Annotated in this window: 11 protein-coding genes and 1 tRNA gene; 4 read left to right on the top strand and 8 right to left on the bottom strand. The window is 71.6% G+C overall.

Going from position 1 to position 16,114, the window contains the following annotated elements:
- From AB1634_03365 to AB1634_03355, 3 genes are all read right to left on the bottom strand, one after another.
- Window positions 1-691: transcription termination/antitermination protein NusA (locus AB1634_03365; GenBank protein ID MEW6218556.1), on the bottom strand; the 691-nt coding region annotated here is incomplete at its 3' end.
- 66 nt (window positions 692-757) lie between these two features.
- The gene (rimP, locus tag AB1634_03360; protein MEW6218555.1) at window positions 758-1,246 is read right to left on the bottom strand and encodes a ribosome maturation factor RimP; all 489 of its coding nucleotides are present in this window, start codon (window positions 1,244-1,246) and stop codon (window positions 758-760) included.
- 183 nt (window positions 1,247-1,429) lie between these two features.
- Window positions 1,430-1,505 (bottom strand) — tRNA-Gly (locus AB1634_03355).
- 267 nt (window positions 1,506-1,772) lie between these two features.
- On the opposite strand from AB1634_03355, the gene AB1634_03350 reads away from it, so the two are divergent.
- The 4 genes from AB1634_03350 (at window position 1,773) to AB1634_03335 (ending at window position 5,166) form a co-directional block, all read left to right on the top strand.
- Complete coding sequence (locus AB1634_03350; GenBank protein MEW6218554.1) at window positions 1,773-3,059, top strand: HD domain-containing phosphohydrolase; 1,287 nt, start codon at window positions 1,773-1,775, stop codon at window positions 3,057-3,059.
- Window positions 3,060-3,150: 91 nt separating this feature from the next.
- Entirely contained in the window at window positions 3,151-4,452 is a 1,302-nt protein-coding gene (locus AB1634_03345; protein MEW6218553.1) for an HD domain-containing phosphohydrolase, read from the top strand.
- A gap of 16 nt (window positions 4,453-4,468) precedes the next feature.
- A complete protein-coding gene (locus tag AB1634_03340) occupies window positions 4,469-4,828 on the top strand; it encodes a nucleotidyltransferase domain-containing protein (GenBank protein ID MEW6218552.1) in 360 nt (119 codons plus the stop codon).
- Complete coding sequence (locus AB1634_03335; GenBank protein ID MEW6218551.1) at window positions 4,825-5,166, top strand: hypothetical protein; 342 nt, start codon at window positions 4,825-4,827, stop codon at window positions 5,164-5,166. The genes AB1634_03340 and AB1634_03335 overlap by 4 nt, the downstream gene beginning before the upstream one ends.
- A 36-nt stretch (window positions 5,167-5,202) precedes the next feature.
- Here AB1634_03335 and AB1634_03330 read toward each other — a convergent pair whose 3' ends face one another.
- From AB1634_03330 to AB1634_03310, 5 genes are all read right to left on the bottom strand, one after another.
- The gene (locus AB1634_03330; GenBank protein ID MEW6218550.1) at window positions 5,203-5,445 is read right to left on the bottom strand and encodes a type II toxin-antitoxin system HicB family antitoxin; all 243 of its coding nucleotides are present in this window, start codon (window positions 5,443-5,445) and stop codon (window positions 5,203-5,205) included.
- A gap of 549 nt (window positions 5,446-5,994) precedes the next feature.
- Window positions 5,995-9,006, bottom strand: a complete 3,012-nt coding sequence (locus AB1634_03325; protein MEW6218549.1) for an AAA family ATPase — start codon at window positions 9,004-9,006, stop codon at window positions 5,995-5,997.
- A gap of 166 nt (window positions 9,007-9,172) precedes the next feature.
- Window positions 9,173-12,598: a DUF4157 domain-containing protein gene (locus AB1634_03320; protein MEW6218548.1), complete on the bottom strand. Its 3,426-nt coding sequence runs from the start codon at window positions 12,596-12,598 to the stop codon at window positions 9,173-9,175.
- A 4-nt stretch (window positions 12,599-12,602) separates the two neighbouring features.
- The gene (locus AB1634_03315) at window positions 12,603-14,564 is read right to left on the bottom strand and encodes an ATP-binding protein (protein MEW6218547.1); all 1,962 of its coding nucleotides are present in this window, start codon (window positions 14,562-14,564) and stop codon (window positions 12,603-12,605) included.
- Window positions 14,561-16,114 (bottom strand): hypothetical protein (locus AB1634_03310; protein MEW6218546.1); only part of this gene is annotated, 1,554 nt, incomplete at its 5' end. The genes AB1634_03315 and AB1634_03310, both read right to left, overlap by 4 nt.

The raw sequence follows: 16,114 nt of genomic DNA, 5'->3' as shown, positions 1-16,114 counted from the left end.
GCTCCCGGGCCGCGCCCATGATCTGCACGATGCCCTCGGCAATCTCCGGCACCTCCATGGCAAAAAGCTTCATGAGGAAGTTGGGGTGGGTGCGGGACAAGACCAGCTGGGGCTCCCTGATCGTCTTGCGCACATCGAGGAGATAGGCGCGGATCCGGTCCCCCTGGCGGTACGACTTCTTGGGGATCTGCTCGTTGGTGGGCAGGATGGCGTCGGTGCGCCCCAGATTGACGATGATGTTGCCCCGCTCGAAGCGTTGGACAATGCCGTTGACGATCTCCCCCCGCCGATCCTTGAACATGTCGTAGATGACATCGCACTCGGCGTCCTTCATCTTCTGGATGATGACCTGCTTGGCAGACTGGGCGGCGATCCGCCCCAGATCGGCGATGTTGGTGATCTTGGTGCCGATGTCGTCCCCAAGCTGGGTCTCGGGATCCAGGGCCAGGGCCTCGTCCAGAGAGATCTCCGCCTCCGGGTCGGCCACCTCCTCCACCACGGTGCGGAAGCAGAAGACCTCGATCTCCCCCAGCTCGTCGTTGTACGCGACCTCCAGATCCCGGTCCCGGCGCTGGCCGTAGCGCTTCTTCACAGCAGAGCGGACCGCCTCCTCCAGGGTCTCGACGAGCAGCGTGCGCTCGATCCCCTTGTCCCTGCTGATCTGATCGATGATCCTCCGCAGCTCCGACATGTTCCCTGTTCTCCTGACTTCAAGAAGCCCTCACGGCCGCCTGACCGCAGGCTGGCCCTTCTGCTCTCACCATTCCACCACCAGCCGGGATCGGCTGATGCAATCCAGCGGGATCGCCACCTCGCCCTGGCCGGTAGCCAGGACAAGCGCGCCCTCCCGGACGCCGGCCAGAACCCCCTCCAGGGCCTTCTGCCCGGCCACCGGCTCCCGGCAGACCACCTTGGCCCGCCGGCCGGCGAAGCGCACAAAGTCGCGCTCGCCCCGCAGGGGCCGGTCCAGGCCCGGCGACGACACCTCCAGATGAAAGGGCCGGTCGATGACCTCCTCCACATCCAGAAGGTCGCTGAGCTCCCGGCTCACCATCGTGCAATCATCGAGACTGATGCCGTTTTCGGCATCAATGACCAGCCGCAGCACCCAGCCAGGCTGCTCCCGCCGGAACTGCAGATCGAACAGCTCGAGACCCAGGCCTTCGACGATGGGCAGGGCCAGCGCCCGCACCGCGGCCAGGATCCGCTCGGTGCCGCTGTCCTTGTCCCTGACAGTGCCGGCCATTCCCCACCCCTTTGCACCGGCCCTGGCCCCGGCCGAAAAAAAAAAGCGGGCTTTTCTTGCCCACTTTTGCCAGACACCGCCACATGTGGTCGCCGCAGCCCGTCGCCACGGCCGCGAGACCGGGGCCGCCAGCCGTCGAGCCGCCCCAGGCAAGTACGAGGCGCCCGACGTCCGGAGACAACCTGGAGCGGACAACGGGATTCGAACCCGCGACACCAAGCTTGGGAAGCTTGTACTCTACCAGCTGAGCTATGTCCGCTCGCCCGGCCTACCCGTAAACAAGGGACGAGTATAACGAAAAAATCGGGGTTGTCAAGGCGGCCGCCGGCGGCGGCCGGCAGGGCACTGCCCCAGGCGTCGGCCCCTGGGACGGCCAAAACCTCTGCCCGCGGGCAGGCGCCCATGGTATCCTTGTCGAGCTGATGCAGGATCCTGGGGGCTGATCACCAGAGGGCGTGACCATGGGGGGGACGCCGGTCACGCCCGCGGTATCCCCTTTTCCCGACCATCCGAGGCTGTTGGCGCCATGCCCTTTCTCCGCGCCCCGGTAGCCGTCTCCACCCTGGACCTGGTGGAGAGCCTGTCCACGGCCATGGACCTGGTGAGCCCGGCCCTGAGCAACCACCACCGGCGGGTGGGGTTCGTCGCCCTGCAGCTGGCCACGGCCATGGGGCTGCCCCGTCCGGTCTGCCGGGACACCCTCATCGCCGGCATGCTCCACGACTGCGGCGCCCTGGCCATGCGGGACCGCACCGTCACCCTGATCTTCGAGCTGGACGGGGTGGATGCCCCCGGGCTCCAGCACCACGCCGCGGCCGGCCACCAGCTGCTCTCCCGCTTCCCACCTTTTGCCAAGGCCGCCCACCTGGTCCGCTGCCACCACCTGCCCTGGGCCCATGGCGCCGGCGCGAGGTGGCAGGGCCAGGAGGTGCCGGTCAGCGCCCACATCCTCCACCTGGCCGACCGGGTGGACACGCTGGTTGGCGAGTCGGCCAATCCCCTCTTCCTCCGGGAGGGGATTGTGGCCCGGATCGTCCGGAGCACCCCGGCCCTCTTCCATCCCGAGGTGACCGCAGCCTTCCTGGGCCTGACCCACAAGGAGGCCTTCTGGCTGGACATGGCCGCCATCTCCCGAGGCGCCAGCATCGCCGGTGCGGCCCGGTATGCCCAGGGCCACCTGGCGACCACCACCCTCTTGGAGATCGCCACCCTGTTCGGCCAGATCATCGACTTCCGGAGCCGCTTCACCGCCACCCACTCCAGCGGGGTAGCGGCCTGTGCCGGCCTGCTGGCCCGGCTGGCCGGCATGCCCGAGGCCCAATGCCAGCGGATGGCCATCGCCGGCCATCTCCACGATCTGGGCAAGCTGGCGGTGCCCCTGGAGATCCTGGAGAAGCCCGCCCGCCTGACCCCGGTGGAGCTGAACGTCATCAAGGCCCACGCCTACTACACCAACTGGGTATTGGACAAATTCCGGGATCTCGACGAGATCCGGCTCTGGGCCGCCCTGCACCACGAGCGTCTGGATGGCCAGGGCTACCCCTTCCGCCTCCCCGGGGAGGAAATCTCCCTGGGCGCCCGGGTGATGGCCGTGGCCGATGTGGTCACCGCCATCACCGAGGATCGTCCCTATCGTCCCGGGATGCAGCCGCCGGACGCGATCCGGATCCTCGGCCGCATGGCGCACGAAGGGGCACTGGATCCCGACCTCGTGCACCTGCTCCTGGACCACCTGGACCACGTGAGCCAGACGCGGTGCGAGGCCCAGGAAAACAGCCGCCGGGAATACGCGGCCTTCGGCGCCGCGCGCTAACGACGCGCCCCCTGGCGCCACCAGCCAACCTCCGCGCGGCTACCCGCCCTGCCCCCGGGCGCGGTGGCCGTTTCCTCCATAAGGAGCAGCCATGCCGTTCAGTCAGAGCCAGCTCGTCATCTCCACCCTCGATCTGGTGGAAGGCCTCTCCACCGCCATGGACCTGGTCAGTCCCGCCCTCAACAACCATCAGCGGCGGGTCGGCTTCGTGTCGCTGCAGCTGGCCCGGGCCCTGGGGCTGCCGGATGCGGTCTGCCGCGACACCCTCATGGCCGGCATGCTCCATGACTGTGGCGCCCTGGACATGCCGGACCGGACCATCACCCTGACCTTCGAGCTGGGCGGCCCCGACCACCCCGTTCCCCAGGGCCATGCCACCGCCGGCTTCCGGCTGCTGTCGCGCTTTGCGCCCTTTGCCCAGGTGGCCCGCATGGTGCGCTACCACCACCACCCCTGGGCCAGTGGCGCCGGCACCGCCTGGCAGGGCGACGAGGTGCCGCTTGCCGCCCATATCCTCCATCTGGCCGATCGGGTGGATGTCCTGGTCGGCGACACAACCAACCCGCTGGTGCTCCGCCAGGAGATCGTCGACCGGATCGGCCGCAGAACGCCTGCCCTCTTCCATCCCGAGGTGACGGCGGCCTTCCAGGACTTGGCCGTCAAAGAGGCCTTCTGGCTGGACATGGCTGGCATCTCCCGGGGCGCCACCATCTCCGGCGCCTCCCGCTACGCCGGTGAGCGGCTTGGGACCAGTGCCCTCCTGGAGATGGTCCGCCTGTTCGGCCTGATCATCGATTTCCGGAGCCGCTTCACCGCCACCCATTCCAGCGGTGTCGCCAGCTCGGCCGCGGCCCTGGCCCGGCTGGCCGGCTTCTCACCGGGCCAGTGCCGGCGCATGATGGTCGCCGGCCATCTCCACGACCTGGGCAAGCTGGCGGTGCCCCTGGAGATCCTGGAGAAGCCGGACCGCCTCACCCCGGCCGAGGTCAACGTCATCCGCACCCACACCTACTACACCTACTGGGTGCTGGCCAAATTCCGCGACCTCGAGGAGATCCGGCAGTGGGCGGCCTTCCACCACGAGCGGCTGGACGGCCGCGGCTATCCGTTCCATCATGCGGCGGCCGAGCTTTCGCCAGGCGCCCGGATGATGGCGGTGGCGGATGTCTTCACCGCCATCACCGAGGATCGTCCTTACCGCGCCGGGATGTCCTCCCGGGAGGCAGCCCGGATCCTGGAGGGAATGGCCGCCGGCGGCGCCCTCGACCCGGAGATCGTGCACCTTCTGATGGACAACTTCGACCAGGTGAACCACGAGCGCAGCCAGGCCCAGGAGCAGAGCCGCCAGGAGTACGCGGCCTTCAGCGCCGGCCGCGAGCCAGGGCCGGGATGAGGGGGAGGCTTTCAGAATGTCCAGCGAGACGACTTTCTTCCGGCAGGCAGGCCGCCAGCGCGCCCGCCTGCGACAGCAGGCCCTGGCCGAGCGCCGAGAACGGGCGTGGGCGGTGGCCCACCGGGGAGCCGCACTCCTCAGGGAGACCTTCGGTGCCAACCGGGTGGTGCTGTTCGGCTCCCTGGCCGCCGGCCGGACCTTCGACGAACGATCGGACGTGGATCTGGTCGCCTGGGGGCTGGAGGAACGGGTCTATCTGCGGGCGATCTCCTGGCTCCTGGACCTGGACCCCACCATCCCGGTGGATCTCCTGCGGGGCGAGGAGCTGCCGGAGGCGATCCGGGCACATATCGAGGAGGAGGGACAACCCCTATGAGAGACGCCACCGCCCTGGCGGCCCGCATCCAGCAGGCCCTGGTGGACCTGGATCGGGTCGTGGCCCGCAGCCAGGAGCTGCTGGCCAAGGCCCAGCGCACCGGTGACGACGGCTATCTGGATGGCGCGGCCTTGAACCTGCACGCCTTCTATGCCGGTGTCGAGCGCATCTTCGAGGACATCGCCCGGGAAACCGGCGAGGGGGTGCCCAACCGTCCCGACTGGCATCAGAGCCTCCTCTTGCAGATGTCAGCCGCGATTCCCGAGGTGCGACCGCCGGTGATCACACGGCAGACCCCTCTCTGTCTGGACGAGTACCGCACTGCCTCAAACAGCTGAGCAGGCCCTGCCTCTTGATTGGTCCAAAAGGCGACATCAGGCAACTTCCTTTACAAGGAGCTCAATTCCATCGATGATGGGCAATTGGAGATTCTTATGGATCCGCAGAAGGACCCATTCTTCCACCACTTCCCTCAACTCCTCCCGACAGTCCTCGAGACCTTTGGCATTCGCATAACCGCCTTTGCATTCTGGAATTTCGCCATAGTAGCTGCCATCATCAGGCAGAATTTCGTACTTTGCATGGCGGAGTGCCGCCTGGATGTATTCCATTAGCATCGCAGAACCTCCAGCGTCGTTTGACAGGATAACTCAGGGCTACTGAGCCACATCTCCACCAAGATGATCGGGTAGCCAGGGGAGGCCCCCCACCTCTGATGGCGAAACCCCGCACCCGAAGCTTGCCCCCCGGGGAGGAGGCATCCTGTATCCTTACTTCCTGGGCACCGCTCGACGGGCGGCCACGGGGGGCCGCCCCTACGCCCTTCCCGCCGGGGGTGGCCACCGGGGGCGGTCTCGTGCCGTTCTCGGCGGCGCTTCCCTCGCAATCGGGACACGCACCGCCGGCGGCCGAGCACCCGCCAGATGGTTCTTACCCTTCCAGGGCATTGCTGGTCAAGGGGAATGCTCCCCCGCCAAAGGACTGTTTGTTTGCGCCGGAATCGCCTGGCGGCCGGCGGTGCTGGCGGGGTGCCCAGGCCCGCGGCCGCTCCGGCGCCCGCGCCCCACCCCGGCATTGCCGGCCGCCGCTTCACCCCGCCGGTCCCTTGGCCTCCACAGAGAGGTCATGCAGAGAGGAGAAGGGCTGCCGGCTTGGCCGCCTTCTCTCTACAGGGCAGCCAGGGGGAAGGCGTCCTGGATCTGCCGGCTGCGGGCGGTCCAGCCGTGCTCGCTGGCCAGGCGCAGCGCCGTCGCCGCCTGGCGGCCGGCGGCGGTGGTGGCGCCCTGCTGCTCCAGCAGCCGGGCCCGCAGCAGGGCGGCCTCGGCCAGCGCCCAGGGGTGGTCGATGGTGTGGGCCAGCTCCTCGGCGGCGGCCAAGAAGGATGCCGCCCGGCCGGTCTGCCCTTCCTCGATAAGGAAGGCACCCTCCAGCAGCAGCCGGTGGCAGCGCAGGGTCGGGTGGCGGGCTGCCTGCCGCAGCTCGGCCAGGGCGGTGCGGCAGTGCTGGCGCGCCGGGGCCCGGTCCGCCGGGGCGGCTGCTGCCAGGCGGGCCAGCGCGATCCGCGCCTTGGCCACATAGAAGGCGCGCAGGTGCAGCGGCAGCCTTCCGGGCTTAAGTCCCAGCCGCTGGTAGGCAGCCAGGGCCTCGTCCACCCCGGGGCCGCTCTCGCCCGCCTCGGCGGCCAGCAGGAGCCGCTGGCCGGCGTACTGGGCCAAACGCCAGCGATCCTCGGGACGCTCTTTGATGAAGGCAAAGTACTCGGCCAGGTGCTCGCGCCCCTGCCCGGGCTCGCCCAGCATGGCCAGAACCGGGCCGGCATAGCAGCGGAAGGGGTGGCCATAGGCCAGCTCAGTACGGCTGCTGGCCAGGGTCAGCCGGCGCCGGCCGGCCTCGATCCAGCGCCAGGCCTGGCGGGCATGGCCCCGCATGGAGAGGCTCCAGGCCAGATCGGCGCAACCGCTGAGGAAATCGACGTTCTCCAGCCAGTGGCCGTGGGCCTCCAGGCAGGCCCGCATCGCGTCCTCGGCCGGGCGTACCGTGCCCAGCATGTGGCGGGCGATGGCGGTGTACATGGCGGCACGGCCCACGGCCACCGGGTCCCCGAGCTGACCGGCGACGCGGGCCGCCCGGGCGGCCAAGGCCAGGGTCGGTCTGGCCCAGCCCAGCACGCCGGCCACCACCGCAGCGTAGGCCAGCCAGCTCACCAGCTCCCGGCCCGGGCCGATTCTGGTGGCGCTGGGCAGGGCGGCCAAGAGGGCGCGGATGAACCGGCCCCGCTCCATCCGGAAGTAGTCGACCTGCCCCTCGTAGAGGTGAAGATCCACCAGCAGGCGGTGCAGCCCCTCGCCGGCCGGCTTCGGGGCGCGGCGCTGCCGGGCCGGCCACAGCCACTGCCCCAGGCCGTGGCCCAGGGCCGGGGCCAGATGGAGCCACCAGGCCCCGGCCGCCGGCTGACCCAGCTCGCCAAAGGCCGCCTGGACCTCGGCCAGGGCGCTGGTGGTGGCCAGCTGGCCCAGGTGCAGCTTGGCCCGCGCCAGCTGGATGCGGGCCCGGACCTGGGACGACCTTTCCAGGGCCAGCGCCCGGTCCAGGTGCTCCCAGGCCTCACCGATGCGGCCGCTGCGGGCGCAGGCCTCCCCCCAGGCCAGCTCCCGGTCAGCGGCCGCCGGCATCCCCAGCCGGCGGTCGATCTCGGCGGCCTGCACAAAGAAGCGGCAGGCCTCCTCGTAGGCAAAGATCTGGGTCGCGGCCAGACCGGCCGCCCGGTTGGCGAACGCGGCCTCCTCCTGCCAGAGCGCTGGTCCGGCCAGATAATGGTGGCGGGCCAGCCGGAACACCAGATCCTCGTTGCCCGCCACCGCATGAGCCAGCATCCGGGCGACGGCCAGGTGCGCATCCGCCTGCGCCTCAGGTGCCATGACCTGCAGCAGGGCCTCCCGGACCCGGTCATGGACAAACCGGCCCTGGCCTAGTCCGGCCATCGCCACGATGCGGGCGGCGGCGCCCTGGAAGAGCGCCTGGACCACCTCGGCCTCCGGGGCACCGGCGACCTGGCTCAGCTCGGGGAGGGCAAAGCGCGTGCCCAGAACCGCGGCGGTCAGGAGGATCGAGCGGGTGGGGGCGGTGAGGGCCTCCAGCCGCCGCTGCACCAGGGCGGCCAGGTCGGCCGGCAGGTCCAGGCTGGCCAGCTCCTGGCCCCGGATCGTCCAGGAGCCGCCAGCAAGACGGAGCACCCCGGCTGCCAGCAGGAAATGGAGAAGCTCCTCCACGGCCAGGGGGCTGCCGGCGCTCAGCCCCCCCATCTCCCGAGCCAGGGCCGGGTCCACCTGGGCGGCCCCCAGAAGGACGGCGACCAGTTGGCCGGTTTCGGCCTCGCCCAGGGGCCCCAGCAGCAGCCGATCGGCCGCGGCGATGCCCAGGGCGGCGGCGACCCGCTGCACCCGCGGTAGGCTGGCTGCCTCGTTGTCTGCGGTCACCACCAGGAGGCAGGCGCTCTCGCCCAGCCGGCCGGCCATTCGTTTCAGAGCCTGCAGGCTGGCCTCGTCCAGCCACTGGATATCGTCCAGGAACAGCAGGGTCGGTCCCGCCTGCGGGCCAACCGCGAACAAAAGCTCGGCCAGGACCTCCGAGAACTGGTCCTCGGTGACCCCGAAGTCACCGCCCTGCGCCGTCTCCCCCAGGAGGGCCGCCAGCCGCGGCGACAACCGGCCCAGCAGCGACGCCGCCTCCCCGGCCACGGCACGGATCCGGTCCCGGACCCGGTGGCCGTCCTGGGCTGGCAGCCCCTTGAGCCACTCGTCCAGGGCGGCCCGCACCGGCGCCAAGGGGCTGGGGTCTGAGGCCGAGCACTGGGCGGCCAGCACCAGCAGGGTATGGTCCCGGCGCAACCGCCGCAGCAGCTCCCGCACCAGACGGCTCTTGCCGCTGCCCGGCGGGCCGCTGACCAGGATCGGCCGGCCCTGGCCGCCCACTGCCCGCCGCCAGGCTGCTTCCAGGTAGCCCAGCTCCTTCTGGCGACCCACCAGCGCCACGTCGTGGGGGTGGCACACGGCCGCCGGAGGAGGGTGGGACCGGCCGCCATCATCCCGGAGCCCTTCCTGGACAGCGGAATCAGCGCCGGGGCCCAGCCCTCCTGGGATGGCGAGGCCGCACATATTGGGGGTGGCACTCTGGGGCACGGCAGGATCCCTGACTGCAGGACGGCAGGCGGGCAGCTCCCTTCGCTGCTGCACAGCAGCTTTCCAGAAGGCCCGGGAGGCGTCAAGGATCATTCCGCTGACTGGGTGTGGAGCCGGATATTCCGGCAGGCGAAGCCGCCGGCGGAGGGCGTCCAATGGTGCTCGCTCATGCGAGCCGCGCCACCACCTGATCCAGGAGCTGGCGGGGATTCACGTCCGGCACCTGGAATTCCACGTCCGACAGGCTGATGTCGAAGGCCTGGCCCTCCCGGTAGTGGACCGGAAAGCGGACGCCAAACTGGTAGTCGGAGCCGATCTCCATGGCGGCCAACTCCCAGCGGTTGTCATAGACGGAAAAGCCCAGGGCCCGCACCGCGACATAGCCGGACAGATCGAACCGGAAGCGGGGCTGGGCGGTGAGCGCCCCGAAGGCGTCGATGGTCAGGCCACCTGCCGGCTGCCAGTCGATGTGCACCCCCGCCTCGGCGGCGCCGGCCACCCCCAGGCTGCCGCCCACCTCCAGGCCGCCGGTGGCGCTGGCGCCGGTAATGCCGAGGCCGATGCCGGCCCGGGCCGCCAGGCGCAAGCCGGCGTCGGCGGGGATGTTGAGGTGGGCGTCGCCGGTGACGTGGGTCCTGTCCTCGTGGGCCGGGGTGTACTCGATGGCCAGTTGGAGCTGGTCGATGGCGCCCGGGCCGATGCCCGCCTGGGCCGAGAGGCTGCCGCCGATCTCGGCGACAATGCCGGGCACGATGGGGATCTGGGCCGCGATGTTGAGGAGGCTCCGGTCGACGGTCTTCCGGGGGAAGATCTCCAGCTGGCTGGGAAGACCGATCGCGCCGGACACCGTCACCTCGCCGGCGGGGTCGAAGCGGATGCCGGCCGTGCCCGCCAGCCAGGGGGCGAGACGGATCGTGGCCTGGCCGCTGCCGTACACCACCAGGGGCGCGTCCGGCGCCGCCTCGCCGGCGGGTCGTCCGTCCTCACCCACCGGCCGGTTGGTGGCGCCGGCGGTGACCGTGCCGCTCAGCATGCCCCGGCGGAAGGCGCCGGAGAATTCGGCGGTGAAAGACCCGTCGTCGTAGGACACCGCCAGCTGGGAGTCGACCCCCGGGATCGCCGGCTGGGCCTGGCCGGTGGCGGAGACCCTCCAGTCCGCCTCCCTTTTTTGCACCGTCACCTCCACCGAGCCGGAGCGGATGGCCGGGTTCGGCGCCAGCTGCAGGCTGCCGCCGATGGTGAGGCCTGCGGCCTCGCTGTAGCCCACCGTAAGCCCGGCCTGCTGCACCCCCGGGATGCTGGGCTGCACGGTGCCGGTGGCGGCAAAGCTGTTCTCGCTCATCTCCGCATGGACGGCCGCAGAGCGGATGCCGCGGATCTTGTCCGGCCGGTCGATGCCAAGATCCCCTTCGCCGCCGAACTGGCGGTTCCGGTACCAGACCGCGATCCGGGCCCGGTCGAAGAGCCTGGTGTCGGCATTGAGCTCGCCGCGGGCCGAGAAGCCGCCTGCCTCATCCACGGCGGCGGTGAGGCTGCCCTCCCCCAGGCTGCGCACGGTGAAGAACAGGGATCCTTGCACCCCGAAGCCGCTGGCGGTGCTGTAGCCGATGCTGATGAGCGCCTCGTCGATCTCCACCCCGGGAAGTCTCAAGTGGAGATTCTCCGGGGTGTAGTCCATGCGGAAGGAGAGGTCGCCGCCGTCCAGGGCGACGACGATGGCGGTGTTGCCCAGGAGGGGCAGGGAGGGGACAAGGCGGCCCTCCGCAGCCAGGCGGTTGCCCTGCACCGAGACCGCAGGGAAGCTGGTCTCGCTCAAAGGGGTGAAATCGGCATTGAGGGCTGGCATGGCCCCCAGATGGCCGGCGTAGGCGCCCACCGAGACCAGGGGGATTAAGAGGTCGGCCGGGTTCTGGAACTTGGCCGGCAGGTCCCAGTTGGCCAGAACCTGGCCGATGGGCACACCGGTGGCGGTGCCGGCCGCAGCATCGGTGAGCTGGATCTGGCGCAGGACCAGGCCCGCCAGGCGGCGGGCCGCCGGACCCGCGGGGGTGATCGTGCTCTCCGCCACCCCCTTGGGGAAGCGACCGATCTCGATGCCCGCCGCGCCCGAGGCCAGGACGAACAGGTCCGGCTCGCCCCGCACCGGCGACGGCGGCAGGGGCTGGGCACAGCGCAGCGGCTCCGCCTGCTCGATGTCGGTGCGGCTCCACCAGGCCGCGGCCGCCTCGCTGCCGCCGCCGCTGATGCGGGTTTGCCGGAAGACGAGGTCGTGGTCCCGCAGCCAGTCGCCGGGGGTCGGCCTGGGCGCCGGCAGGGTGGCCAGGTAGGCGATCACCTTGGTGCGGATGCCGGTCATGATGGCGGCGCCGGACGAGCTGTTGGAGGGCTGATCGAGCAGCTCCATGTTCTCGATGGAGTTGCCGACGCCGGTGCCGTGCTCGCCGGAGACCTGCAGCTCGACGATATGGTCCACCTGGAAGCCGTTGGTGGGCTGGCGGCCGTGGCGATCCCAGGTGGGGATCTTGAGCCGGGCGAGAAGCTGGGATTGGGGGCCGGAGAACGGCGTGCCCCCCAGGCTGACGTTGACGGTATCGGCATCGGCCACCGGTACCGGGACGCCCCGCTCGGTCAGCCGCTCCCGCACCGCGTTTTCGTCCACGGTGATGCCCCGGTTCCAGACCCCGACCTGGGCTGGCCGGCCCCGGTGGTAGCCCCGGATCCTCTTGAGATTGCCGGAGCCGGCATAGGAGTCATAGAGGGGCCGGTGCCGCTGCTTGATGGCCGGCAGGTCCAGGGTGTCGAGATCGTTGGCCGCCCGCTCGCTGGCCGAGCCGGCCGGATGCGGTGGGGCAGGGGCCGGCACGATCTCCCGCAGGAGACATCGGCCCAGGGCGCCGCTCTCACCCTGCTGCAGGACATGGGTCAGCTCGTGGGCCAGGAGCTCCCGGCCGGCCTCGGAGCCCGGGGCAAACTGGCCGGGGCCGAAGTAGATGTCGTCGCCCACCGTGAAGGCCCGGGCCTGGACCTGGGCACACAGAGCCGCCGCCTCGGCATCGGTGTGGAGGCGCACCGCGGCAAGATCCCGCCCCAGGTCCTGCTCCAGGCTGGCCCGCAAGCCCTCGGGCAGGGGCTGGCCCTGGCCGCGGCGGGCCGTTATCCGCTCTTCCGCTTCCGGGCTGACGACGGCGGGGCCGGAGACATGGGCCGGCTCCGGTCCGGAGGCTGCCTGGCGCTGCACCGTGGCCTCGTTGGCCACCGGGGCTTGGCTGCGCAGCAGCCGTCGCGCCTCCGGCACCGGCTTGGCGGCCAGGCTTTGCCGCTCCTTCTCCGGGGCCTGGACCGCCAAGGCCTTGGCACGGCCGACCTGCGGCTGGCCGCGGCCGGCCGGCCTCTCCTTGGCCGCCCGCCGCACCTCACCTGCCACCCGGTCCGCCTGCTGCTCGGCCGGGTCCCCCGGCTGGCTCACCGGCAGCCGCCTCCGGAGATACGCCGGCGGGCCGGCTGCTGCCGGGGCCTGGGCCGCCGGCTTCTGGGCCGGCGCCGGCTTGGGAGTGCCCTTCTGAGCACGGCGGGCTTGGGAGAGGCTGGCCATGGCATCACCCTTGAAGGGATTCCAGCTGCGGGGGGAAAGCGCGGCCGAGCTTGCGGTACTCGTCTTTCAAGGCGGCGCGCAGCAGGCCGATCTCGATGGGCTGGCTGGCCGGGCGCTGGCTGCAGGCCGCGGCGGCCAGGACCGCGTTGCGGATGAAGCCGCCGGCCAGGTCGCAGTAGCCGGCCAGGAGGCGCGCCACCTCGTCCCCGGGCGTCCGGCTACCCAGGTGGCTCTGCCAGAGCCGCTGCCGCTCCTCCACCCCGGGCAAGGGAAATTCCAGCACCGCGTCCAGACGGCGCAGGAAGGCGGGATCGATGCGGCCGCGGCTGTTGGTGGTGAGGATGACGATGCCGGGATGGCTCTCGATGCGGGTGAGGAGGAAGTTGGTGAGCATGTTGGCGTAGCGCTCGCCGGTCTCGCTGCCGTCGGTGCGGCGGCCGAAGAGGGCATCGGCCTCGTCCAGGAGCAGGATGACGTCGCTGGTTGCGGCGGCATCCAGAGCCAGGCCCAGGTTCTTTTCCGTTTCCCCAACGTACTTGTTCATCACCGCTGCCAGGTCCAGACGATAAAGGGGCGCCGCCAGGCGGTTGGCCAGAAGGGCCGCGGCCAGGGTCTTGCCGGTGCCGCTCTCCCCGGAGAAGAGGATCCGCACGCCGGGGCTCTTGGTGGCGGCACAGGTGGCGCCGAGCCCCTCCCAGATCCCCTCCCGGCGGCGGCAGCGCCGGGTGAGATCCGAAAACTGCCGGGCCAGGCCGGGGGGCAGGATGAGGGCCTCCTCGTCCACCGCCAGGGTCACCGGCTGGGCGAGAAGCCGCAGCCTTGCGGTGTCCAGCTGGGCCCGGGACCGGGCCACATGGGCCATGGCCAGCTCCTCGCCCCGGCGGGTGGCCTCCAGGCGGGAGCGCTCGGCCACCGCGGCAATGGCCGTTCCCGGCAGGAGGGCGGTGGCCAGCCAATCGGCGGGAGCAGCCGGGCCGGCGAGCTCTTCCCAGACCAGGCGGCGCTCGGCCAGCTCCATGGCCGGGATGGCCAGCTCCAGGCTGCCCGCCGCCTGCACGGCACCGGCGCTGCCCAGGCCGACCACCACCGGCATCAGGCCGAGGGCCTGCGGCTCCAGGACGAGGATCTCGCCGCACCCCAGCTCGGGGATGAGCACCGGCAGCCAGTTGCCGTACCGGCAGGCCAGGACGAGGGCCGGCTCGGCCCGCCAGCGCTCGCCAGGGATGGTCAGGGCCTGGCAGCCCAGGTGCGCGGCCAGCTGGGCCGCCGCCAGCCGAGCGCAGGCCGGGGCGCCCCGCAGCACCACCGCCCGGACCCGACCCTGGGCGATGAGGGCCGCCACCCCGGGCAGCTCCTGCCGGAAGGCGGCAGGCAGCAGCTCCGGCGGCTCGGGCGCCACCGGCTGGCAGTCCGGCCAGGGGGTGGCATCGCCGCACAGGATCGCCCACAGCCGGGGCTGCACTGCCAGGCTGCACAGGGGCAATGGTCCCGGGCCTTCGATCTGCCAGAGCCCGGCCCGGACCAGGGGGTGCTGGGCCAGGGCCAGGGGCGAGCGCTCGGCACCGAAAAGCTCCTGGCCGAGGGCCGCGGCCAGATGCAGGCTGGGCCGCGGGCTTGTCGCCGGCTCCTGCAGCGCCGCCACCGCCAGGCCCAGAAGATGGCTGCTCTCGATCTCGCCGGCCAGGGCCAGGAGGAGCCAGTCGTGGAGCTGGAGCCGGAAGTCCCTGAGCAGCCGGCCCAGGGGCCCGGCCAGCTCCGGCGCCAGCCGGGCCAGGGCGGTGCAAGCGGCCAGCCAGTCCCCGGCCGGGCTGCCGAGAAGCCTTGCCGGGTCATAGGCCTCGGCCAGCTCCTGGAACAGGGGGTCGGGCTGGGCCAGTCGGCGGCAACCGAAAAGGCCCACCCCGGCGTGGGCCAGGGAGCGAGCCAGGGCAACGGCATCCAGCTGGGCGGTGGGCGGCGCGGTCACGGTCCAGGCTCCGCCGGGGTCCTGTCTGGCCGCCAGAGGCCAGGACCGAAGTGGAAGGCCACCACCATCCCCAGCCAGGGCAGCCAGCCGCAATCGAGATCAAGGCCAGCCCGCCGCACCTCTGGCCGGGCGTCGGCCAGGCGGTAATGGACGTCGAGACGGGTGCGACTGGCGGCAACCAGCGCCGGCATGGCCAGAAGGCCAGCGTTCCAGACCCCGGGGCCGTAGCGGGCCGCGCCCAGCTGCATCAGCTCCCCCTCCCGGGCCAGATCCGGAATCCCCGCCAGCTCCCAGGGCCCAGCCAGGTGCAGCCGGCCGCTCAGGAAGCGCTGTAGCGGCTCGTCACCAGCCAGTCCCAGGGCCACGCCCAGACGCCACAGCCACTGCCAGCCGGCATGCTGGCGGCCGGCATCTTCTGCCAACAGCGCCTGGGCCGCCGGCAGCTTGAGGAGATTGAGGAGAAAGAACAGGCCGCCCTGGCCGGTGATCACCTCCCCCGGGCCGGGGCTTGAGGCCAGAGGCCGCGCTGGGGGAGCGCTGCCCGGGGCGGGCGGCGGGCGCCCGGCGGAGGTCGCCAGCCCCGCACCCGAGCCCGGCGCCATGGCGGCTTGCGGCGGCTGTGGCGGCGCGGCGTCCCGGTCCTCCGCGCTGGCCGGCGGCGGCTCCTGACCCGGCATCCTGGTCGTCCCCGGGTCTGCCCGGCGGGCAGCCCCACTGGCCGCGCCGGAAGCAGAAGCTGCCTGCCGGCAGGTATCACAGGCCGGCGCCGTGGCACCGGGCCGCGCCACCAGCGGCGAGGGACGGACCGCCGCCGGTCGCCCGGCCAGGGCCTGGCAGCGACCGGCGAGCCAGGCGGCCGCGCCCGGCTGCCCGAGGAGCGCCGGCGTACGATGCCAGGCCTCCAGCAGCGCGACCAAACGAGCTGTGGCCAGGTCGAGCCCGGCAGCGACCAGATCCGGCGGCGGTCCAAGGCCGGCAGCAGGGTCTTCTTCACCGCTTGCGGCAAGCTTTCCTTCGCGGGGCTCCGGTAAGGCCTCGCCGCTTCCCGGCAGCCGCCAGCCGCTGGCCGCCAGCACCTGGTCGTAGACCCGAGCCGCCGGGCCCCCGGCCAGGGCCTGCCAGACCGCCCGCCGCTCGGCCGCCGCCAGACGGTCCAGGATATCGGGCAATTCCAGGGGGGCCAGGCCCAGTGCCCGGGTCATAGCCTCTGGCCGGGGCAGGCGGAAGAGGGCCTGCCAGCGCTGCCAGTACCAGCGCTCCTGCCCCAGACGCAGATCCCGGATGAGGCAGGCAACCAGGGACACCCGGTCCGGAAAGCGAACCGCCCGGGATTGGGCTGCAACCGGCGACCAGCCATCCAGGGCGCTTGCCACCAGCTGCCGGGTCAGGGCCGCGGCCCGGGGGCCGATCTCGCCGGCAGTGCCCCGCACCGCCAGCCGGCGCACGAAGACATAAAGGTCGGGGCCGGTCTCCGGCCAGTCGGCAGCCTCAAGGCCGGCCGCCACCTGCGCGGGGTGGCAGGCCTGGCCGGCGATGGTCAGGTGATGGAT

This window comes from Thermodesulfobacteriota bacterium (genome assembly GCA_040755095.1).
Lineage (GTDB): Bacteria > Desulfobacterota > Desulfobulbia > Desulfobulbales > JBFMBH01 > JBFMBH01.
Note: the sequence above shows the minus strand (reverse complement) of the source record. Positions and strands in the feature narration are given on the sequence as shown.

Coding starts and splice junctions, on each gene's coding strand:
- rimP (MEW6218555.1), bottom strand. CDS start 1,246: ATGGCCGGCACTGTCAGGGACAAGGACAGCGGCACCGAGCGGATCCTG.
- AB1634_03335 (MEW6218551.1), top strand. CDS start 4,825: ATGAGAGACGCCACCGCCCTGGCGGCCCGCATCCAGCAGGCCCTGGTG.
- AB1634_03330 (MEW6218550.1), bottom strand. CDS start 5,445: ATGCTAATGGAATACATCCAGGCGGCACTCCGCCATGCAAAGTACGAA.
- AB1634_03340 (MEW6218552.1), top strand. CDS start 4,469: ATGTCCAGCGAGACGACTTTCTTCCGGCAGGCAGGCCGCCAGCGCGCC.
- AB1634_03350 (MEW6218554.1), top strand. CDS start 1,773: ATGCCCTTTCTCCGCGCCCCGGTAGCCGTCTCCACCCTGGACCTGGTG.
- AB1634_03320 (MEW6218548.1), bottom strand. CDS start 12,598: ATGGCCAGCCTCTCCCAAGCCCGCCGTGCTCAGAAGGGCACTCCCAAG.
- AB1634_03345 (MEW6218553.1), top strand. CDS start 3,151: ATGCCGTTCAGTCAGAGCCAGCTCGTCATCTCCACCCTCGATCTGGTG.